5 protein-coding genes are annotated in these 8,388 nt (G+C 72.3%); 4 read left to right on the top strand and 1 reads right to left on the bottom strand.

Annotated features, from left to right (window positions below; genetic code table 11):
- On the top strand, window positions 1-705 hold a 705-nt coding region (locus O3Q52_RS43515), incomplete at its 5' end, for a carboxyl transferase domain-containing protein (RefSeq protein WP_332112998.1).
- A gap of 79 nt (window positions 706-784) precedes the next feature.
- On the opposite strand, the gene O3Q52_RS43520 is transcribed toward O3Q52_RS43515, so the two are convergent.
- Window positions 785-4,450 (bottom strand): S8 family serine peptidase, encoded by a 3,666-nt coding sequence (locus O3Q52_RS43520; protein WP_269654052.1) that lies wholly within the window; start codon window positions 4,448-4,450, stop codon window positions 785-787.
- Window positions 4,451-4,702: 252 nt separating this feature from the next.
- On the opposite strand from O3Q52_RS43520, the gene O3Q52_RS43525 reads away from it, so the two are divergent.
- From O3Q52_RS43525 to O3Q52_RS43535, 3 genes are all read left to right on the top strand, one after another.
- Entirely contained in the window at window positions 4,703-5,086 is a 384-nt protein-coding gene (locus tag O3Q52_RS43525) for a CU044_2847 family protein (protein WP_269654053.1), read from the top strand.
- Window positions 5,083-6,915, top strand: coding sequence for a trypsin-like peptidase domain-containing protein (locus O3Q52_RS43530; RefSeq protein ID WP_269654054.1), 1,833 nt, complete (start codon window positions 5,083-5,085; stop codon window positions 6,913-6,915). Before O3Q52_RS43525 ends, O3Q52_RS43530 begins: the two co-directional genes overlap by 4 nt.
- 107 nt (window positions 6,916-7,022) lie before the next feature.
- Window positions 7,023-8,057, top strand: coding sequence for a MoxR family ATPase (locus tag O3Q52_RS43535; RefSeq protein WP_269654055.1), 1,035 nt, complete (start codon window positions 7,023-7,025; stop codon window positions 8,055-8,057).
- The last annotated feature ends 331 nt before the right edge of the window (window positions 8,058-8,388 follow it).

Below are 8,388 nucleotides of genomic sequence, written 5' to 3' on the forward strand. Positions count from 1 at the left end.
CTGTGGCTGCAGTTGCTGAGCCGCCCGTCGGCCGAGCCGGTCCCGCCCCCGCCCGCCCTGGCCGACACCGACCTGCCGGCCACCGGCTGGGAGGCCGTGGGCAACGCCCGTTCCTCACAACGCCCCCGCGCCACCGCCTACTTGGATGCCTACCTTGCCCGTCGCGCGGAGATCAGCGGCGACCGCTGCGGCGGCACGGACGACGGGATGCTCTGCGGGTTCGGCGTACTGAAGGACGGCGGCCGTACCGTCGCCTACGCCGCCCAGACCGGCACCGCCACCCGCCCCGCCGGCTACCGCACCGCCGCCCGGCTGATCCGGCTCGCGGACCGACTCCGCATTCCCGTACTGACGTTGGTGGACACCCCGGGTGCCGCCAACGACGCGGAGGCGGAGCGGCAGGGCGCGGGCGCGGCGATCGCGGACGTGTTCGAAGCCGTGGCCGCCGCCGGAACACCCGTCACCACGCTGCTGATCGGCGAGGGCGGCTCGGGCGGCGCGCTGGCCCTCGCCGCTCCGGACAACACCTGGGCCACGCCGGACAGCTACTTCTCCGTCATCGCCCCCGAGCTCGCGGCAGCCATCCTCAAGCGGCCACCGGAGCAGGTACGCGCCACGGCGGACCAACTCCGCATCCGCCCGCAGGACCTGGTTGACCTCGGTGTCGTGCGCGGCATCGTGGAACCACTGAAGTCCCAGCCATAGCAGGCACGTTCCAGGAACGAAGGCGCCGCCTCCCGACCCCAGGGGGAGGCGGCGCCGTCCGCGCCCGTACGGTCCGTGCCTACCGCACGCCCACCGCCCGGACGATCTCCTGCGTCACCGAGCCACCCCGGTCGTCGCTCGCCGAGGCCCGCAGCGACACGTACTCCGCGCCGCGCGGCACGGTGACCGTCCCCTTCCAGACAGCCCCGGCCGAACCGGAGTCGGCTTCGGACAGCCGTACCGTCCGCCACGACTTCCCGTCGTCGTAGGAGACTTCGAGCTTGCCGCCGCCGATGGTCCCCGTGGCGCCGGTGCCGGTCGCGCCCGCCACGTACGAGGAGTGGATCCCCACCGGCAGCCGGCTCCCGCCCCGCACGTTCCCCGCGAGGTCCGTGTCGACGTCGAAGCCGAGGTTGAGCAGCGGCAGTACGGTCCAGCGGTCCTCGGGTGTGGCCGCCGACCGGAACGTCCACTCGGAGTGGCCCTTGGTGGAGAGCTTCCAGCGGTCCGCGTCCAGCGTCGTGTCCGTGACGACCTTGTACGTGTGCTCGTCCGCGGGGGCCTCCGAGACGTGGACGCCGGAACTCATCCGCCGGTCGACCAGTTCCCCGTCGAGGTACACCTCGGTGAACTGGGTCATGCCGGTCTCGTCGCTCCACACGTTGCCGAAGCCCGTGTGGTCGGGCCCGGAGTCGCCCCAGCCCGGGGTGTTGAACTGCAGCCGGCCGCCAGCCCGTTGCTGCCCCCAGCCGAGCCCGGAGCCGAGCCACGGCTGCCAGACGGGCCGGAACCAGTCGAGGTCCGGATGCGTGCCCCCGCGGTAGCGGACGAGCCCGCTGCGCTCCTCCAGGTCCCCGGCGCCGACGTTGACGGACTCGTGCCACAGCTGGCCGGGGCCGGTGGACACGTACTCGGTGCGCTCGGCCGGGAAGTCGATCCGCTCCTGGAAGCCGATGCCGATGGGGAAGGAGTCGTCGGTGAGCGAGTACCGGAACTCGCTTCCGGACACGGGCTTCACGGCATGGAACCTGGTGTCCAGCACGGCGAGTTGACCTCGCGAGGGCTCGTACGTCAGATCCCGGGCCGGGATGCTCCCCCGATGCCCTTCCGAAAGGTCGTACGTGTAGGGCGTGTTGCGGGTCCCGTTCGTCTCGGCCTTCCTGGCCGCGCGCAGGCGGGCCGCGTCCGCCGTGTTCACCGTGGCGATCTGGAGCGGCCGGTCGGCGTTGTCGTCGGTGCCGAACCAGGCGTTGAGCCGTCCGGGCACGTCGTCCGTGACGAACAGGGCCTCGGCGCCCGCGTCCTGGGCGGCCTGTGCGATCTCCGAGGGCACCGCGCCGTCCTTCATCCGGACGAGAACGGCCTTGCCGCGTACGTCCTTTCCGCCGTACTCCCCGGTGCCGACATCGACGAGCGGCAGCTTGCGGCGCCCCTCGACGAGCGTGCTCCCGGGCTGGACGACGGCCTCCCCGACCCCCTTGACCTCCAGCATCGGCTTCCCGAGCCGCCACACGGTCCGGTACTCGAAGCTGCCCTTCGTCACCTTCGCCGTGGGTGCCGCGAAGACGCTGTCGTACTTGACCGGCACCTGGACGGCCCCGAAGAGGTCCGAGCCGTTGGCCGCGCGGTCGTACTCCATGAGCAGTTGCCGGGTCTCGGTGCGCCGGTCGACACGGGCCGCGACCTCCCTCAACCTGCGTCCGTCCAGAGTGATTTCGCGGTCCCGGTCGAGGTCGATCTCGGGTGCGGCCAGGAAGCCGAGCCCGAGCGAGTCGGCGCCACGGCTGCCGCGTACGTCGAGGAAGGTGTTCAGGCTGTACGTGCCGGGCCTCAGTCTCAGTTCCACCGTGCCGGAGTCACCGACCGCGGCCGGGAACGGGTCGACGCCCTCGGCGAGCCGCTGCACGACGAGGTCGGCGGCGGTCGCGTCCCCGGCACGGTCCTTGACGTGGACGGTGAGCGTGTACCGCTCCTCCTCCTTGACCAGGCCGAAGGCGGTGTGCGCGACGGTCGTGCCGTCCGCCGCCAAGGCCACGATCTGCCCGCTGGTGTTGCCCACCGGGGCCTTGCCGCCGTCCCCGGTCACGGTCGTGGAGGCCGTCCCGTGCGCGGGCACGGTCAGCGTGGAGTCGGCGAGTGTCGCGATCCCGTCGGGCGCTCCCCGCACGGCGAGGCTCAACTCGACTGCCGTGTCGGAGGCGTTGGTGTAGGCGACGGTCCTGGTGACCGGCTCGTTCGACTCGTAGGGCCACTGGTAGAAGCCCAGATCGGCGCTTCCCGTGGCGGTGACGTCGGCCTTCACGGCCTCCGGCACGCTCACTCGCCCGGCCCCCAAGACATGCGCGGACGCGTCTAGTTGCTTCGACGTCGACATCAGGGCGTTCTTGAGCTGCGCGCCGGTCCAGTCGGGGTGCCGCTCGGCGAGGAGTGCGGCGACGCCCGCGACATGGGGTGTCGCCATCGACGTACCGCTCATGGCGGTGTAGTCGCCGCTGCCGGACGCGAGACGGGAGCGGGCGGCGAGGATGCCGACGCCCGGGGCGGACAGGTCGGGTTTCAGGGCGTTGTCGCCGTACCGCGGGCCCGCGCTGGTGAAGTACGCGGCCTCGTCGGCGGAGTCGACCGCGCCGACGGTCAGCGCGGAGTCGGCGGCGCCGGGCGAGCCGATGGACGAGGGGGCGCCGGTGTTGCCCGCGGCCACGACGAAGAGGGCGCCGGTCTCCTTCGAGAGGGTCTCGACGGCCTGGGCCATGGGGTCGGTGCCGTCACTGGGCTCGGTCGACCCGAGGCTCATCGAGACGACCTCGGCGCCGACGTCCCGCGCGGCCCACTCCATGCCCGCGATGATCTGCGACTCACTGCCCGAGCCCTGGTCGCTGAGGACCTTCCCGACGGCGAGCGTGGCGCCGGGCGCGACACCCTTCTCCTTGCCGCCGGACGCGGCGCCGCTGCCGCCGACGGTCGAAGTGACGTGCGTGCCATGGCCGTTGCGGTCGGCGACCTCCTCGCCCTCGATGAAACTCCGGGTAGCGGAGACCCGCCCGTCGAGGTCGGGATGGCCGACGTCCACCCCCGTGTCCAGCACGGCGACCGTGACGCCCTTGCCGGTCAGCCCCGCCTCCCACGCCTCCGGCGTACCGATCTGGGCATTGCTTTCGGCCATGTCGGCGCGGACCCGGCCGTCGAGCCAGACCTTGTCGATCCCGTCCTGCCGGGTCAGCGCCCGCCAGAACGTCCGCCCCTTGTCGGCGTCGACAGCCGCCCCGTGGACGCTGGGCAGCCCGCGCGTCTTCTCGGCCCCGCGCGGAGTGGCCACGCGCGCGCCCTTCTCGTACGTGACGATCAGCGGCAGTTCGCCGGTCTTCCGGTCCGTGAGGCCCTGCCGTATCAACTCGTCGACTTCGAACAGCCGTTGGTCGAGGGTGCCCGCACGCAGATAGGGCAGCGCCTCGTCCGGTACGACGGTGACGGCGCCGTTCGCCGTCTGCGTACGGACGGCTCCGGTGGCACCCCGCGGCCGTTCTACGGTGACCGCCTTCCGGCCGCCGCCGAGGTCGGTGACGGTCACCTTGTCGCCGGTGACGAGGGTGACGGTGCGGGCGGCGGAGGCGGCGCGGGTACGGGCCTGGGTTCCGGTGTCCTGTGCCTCGGCGTCCTGTGCCTCGGCCCCGCCCGTGGGCAGCAGGGCGAGCACGAGCCCGGCCGACGCGAGCGCCGCCCCACGTCTCGCGGATCCTCTGGTCATCCGTACCTCTCTCTTCTCGGATTCATCGCGGGTTCTTCGCGGATGCTTCTCGGACCGGGGTGGTGCCCGGGTGCTGCGACGAGTCTCGGGGGGCCGGTGTTGCGGCGGTGCCGACCGGACTTGGCGGAAAGCTGCCCTGGCGGTTTTCCGCCATAGAGCCGGTGTACGACCTGTGGAAACCGCGACAGCGCCAAGTACCGTCCGTGACAATGGGGGGTCAGCAGTCACGGACAACGGGGGTTCTGCCACACCATGGACGGTTTAGTGGAGTTCAAGACCGACGACGGTGCCGTGATCGTCGTCGAAGGCGTCGAGGACGAGTCCGGCTCCCGGCTGGTCGCGCGCGCGGACGGCACGGTCCAGGCGGCCCGTACGTTCGAGGGCTCCCTGGAAGGGGTGCGGGCGGCCGCCGAATCGGCACTCCGCGTCTTCCGGGACGGCTCGCTGAAGCCCGACTCCGTGGAGATCGAGTTCGGGGTCAAACTGACCGCGGAGGCGGGCGCGTTGATCGCCAAGAGCGCGGTCGAGGGCCATCTCGTCGTCAAGCTCTCCTGGTCGCCCGGTGGGCCCTCCGGCGGGTCCGAAGGTTCGCCCGAGCCCGCCCCGGGCTCCCCGGAGGCCACCCCGGTCTCATGAGCAGCGCTTCCTGGCACGCGAGAATCAACTGCGGACGTGACACCGGTGCCGGCTTCCTGGTCACCGAGCAGCACGTCCTGACCTGCGCCCATGTCGTCGCGCACAGCGACACGGCCCCGGTCGTCGTGTCCTTCGCACACGGCGGAGAGGGAGAGGTCTCCGCCCAGGTGATCGCGCACGGCGGCTGGGACAGCCGTGACACCGACCCGGGCGACCTGGCCGTACTCGAACTGGAGCGCCCGGTCTCGTTGAAGCCGGCGGAGTTCGCGACACCGTCCGACGCGTACGGGGATCCCCCGCGCAGGCTCCTCGCGTACGGCTTCCCGAAGCGGTACGACGAGGGCACGCTCGCCGAATACCGGGCCACCGCCGACCAGTTGATCGCCGGCGAGTGGGTCCAGCTGGAGGCGTGGGCCGCGCACGGCCAGCCGCTGGCCCCCGGCTTCAGCGGCGCAGCGGTGACCCTCGCGGAGACCGGCCGCGTCGTGGGCATGGTCTCCGCCGCCGCCCGCAGCCCCGAGATCCGCAACGGCCGCATGCTCCCCACCCAGATCATGGCCCGCTACTGGCCCCGCCTCGGCGACCTGATCCCCACACCGGACTACGACCAGCCCCAGAAGGAACGCCTGCGCCGCCTGCTGGAGGCAGCGGAGGGGGCTGCCCCGACAGGGGCGCGGGGAACTGCGCGCCCAGCCCCCACGCACCCGCAGCAGACACACAACCGAACCCCCGGCACTCCGGAATGCAGCCCCGAACGGCTGTACCTCGACGCGGTCGGCCCCCTGGGCCCCCCGCTCCCCCCACACGGCTTCGGCTCCCTATGGGCAGCGGCCTGGTACCTCCTCTCAGAGGTACCGGACCCGTCCGCCACCCCCCGCTTCGCATCCCGCCTCGCCGACTTCGTGGACGACACCCGACTCCGTGCCGCAGTACGAAGCTGGCCGCACCCACAGGCCCACCGCACCCCGGCCCCCGCACACGCGCCCGCGACGCCCCGCCCGAGCTCCACGGCACACACCTGGTCACCGATCCTCGTGGAGATCGCCCCGAGCGGCTCCGGCAACCGGGACTTCCTGGTCGAGGTGTCCGCGTACAACGACCGGCACCGCCGAGTGGTCGGCTCCCGCCGCCTCCCGGTGGACCGCGTGCGCCCGTACGCGCTGCAGCGCATCGACGAGGCCTTCCACGAACTGGAGCCGGGAGCCCGGGAGTTGATTGCCTTCGTGCTGCCGCGCCGCTGGCTCAACGCGGACGTGGCGCGCTGGAAGCGCAGCGCCGACGACGACAGCCCGCTCGGCTCCTTCGCTCCGCTCGTCGTGATGGACCTGGAGCGGCGGCGCAGCGGTGGTCTTCAGCACAAGCTGAGACAGAAGTGGCGGACCCTGGACGCACGGCCCGCGGCCCGGCTGCACCGGATCGACTGCTGGGCCGTCGGCCAGGACCAGGTGAAACTGACCATCGACCTGCGCCGCGACGCCGACATGGTGGGCTTCGGTACGCCGCCCCGCGCCGACGGGGTCAGACGGCTGTTCCAGGCGAGCCTGAACGCGGCGGTGCCGGTGATGCTGTGGCCGCGCTCCGGCTGCCGGGGCGAGCACCGGTGCGGGCGGCCCGCGGACTGCCCGGGCTCGGAGTTCCTGGACCGCCTCGCCGAACACCTGGCGGACCTGCCGGCTCACGAACTCCCGCAGTACGTGCATGAGTTGCGCGAGACGGCGTACGCCTCCGACACCGCGGAACCGCACTGGGCGCACGACCTGGCACTGCTGTGGGAGGACCCAGATTGCCTCCCCGACCCCGTCGGCTACGCGCACAACCCCGTTGGCTGAGAAGGCCGTCGAGGAGGCCACTGGAAATCGGTTGATGAACGGCGGCCCGAAGCCGTCGACTGAAGCACGGAACGCACAACGGAACACGGAACACGTTCGGAGAGACCATGTCCCTGTGGCCCGTCTACACGGGTACGAGCGAACCGCACGACGGCATCGCCGAGCTGCCCGCGCCACCACCCTGGCGTGCCTTCGACGGCGGCCCGGAGCTGGAGACTCCCGCCGAGGGCGACGACGCCTCGGCGACCTCCCCGGACCGTCGGCACCGCGCCCGTACCTATCGCGCCACGGACCGGGCGGTCCAACTCGTCAACGCCGCCCTGTACCTGCGCCGCCCGCTCCTCGTGACGGGCCCGCCCGGCAGCGGCAAGTCGAGCCTCGCGTACGCGGTGGCGCGGGAGTTGCGCCTCGGCCCCGTCCTGCGCTGGAACATCACCAGCCGCGCCACGCTCCACGACGGCCTCTACCAGTACGATCCGCTCTCCCGCCTGTACGCGGCAGGACGCGCCGCCGCACGAGAGGTACCGCTGGACGATGAACTCCCCACCGACGGCGGGCTCCAGGACCATCTGCGCCTCGGCCCGCTCGGCACGGCGCTCCTTCCGTACGGCCGTCCGCGCGCCCTGCTGATCGACGAGATCGACAAGTGCGACCTGGACCTGCCGAACGACCTCCTCAACATCCTGGAGGAGGGCCAGTACGAGATCCCTGAGCTGGTCCGCGCCGCCCGGCACACGCCCTCCGCCGAGGTCATGGTCGACGGCACGGACGAACGGGTCGAGCTCTCGCGCGGCCGTGTCCGCTGCCGCGCCTTCCCCTTCGTGGTCCTGACCAGCAACGGCGAGCGCGAGTTCCCGCCCGCCTTCCTCCGCCGCTGTGTCCGCCTCGAACTCCACCAGCCCCGCGCCGCCCACCTGGAGAGCATCGTCCGCGCCCACCTGGGCGAACCCGACGCGCACGCACGGGACTTGATCGACCGCTTCCTGTCCCGGGGGACGGACGGCGAGCTGGCCACGGACCAACTCCTCAACGCCATCTACCTCACGGGCACGGCAGGCATCGACGCGTCGTCGCGCGACGACCTTGCGGAGCAGCTGATGCCGTATCTGAGCCGTACGGGGGACGAATCGGATGCCTTCTGAGGCCGACGCCGGTTCCGGCACCGGTGCCGACGCCACCACCGGCGCCGACACCGGTTCCGGCGCTCACACCGGCGCCGCCCGCCTGGCCGACGTCCTGGCGGAGGCCGGCACCGGCCCGGCCCCGACCTCGGTAGAACTGGCCGAACTCCTGTGGCTGGCGGGCCACATGAAGGCTCCCGAGGCCCCCGCCCCGACCTCAACAGACTCACCCGCCCCGTCCCAGGGCTCCCCTGGCTCGGGCTCCCCCGACTCGGGCGCAGGTTCTGGCTCGGCAGCCCCAGATCCTGGGGGCGCGGGGAACTGCGCGGCAAGCCCCCCCCCCCCCGCGGGC

The organism is Streptomyces sp. ActVer, from assembly GCF_027270795.1.
Classification (GTDB): domain Bacteria; phylum Actinomycetota; class Actinomycetes; order Streptomycetales; family Streptomycetaceae; genus Streptomyces; species Streptomyces umbrinus_A.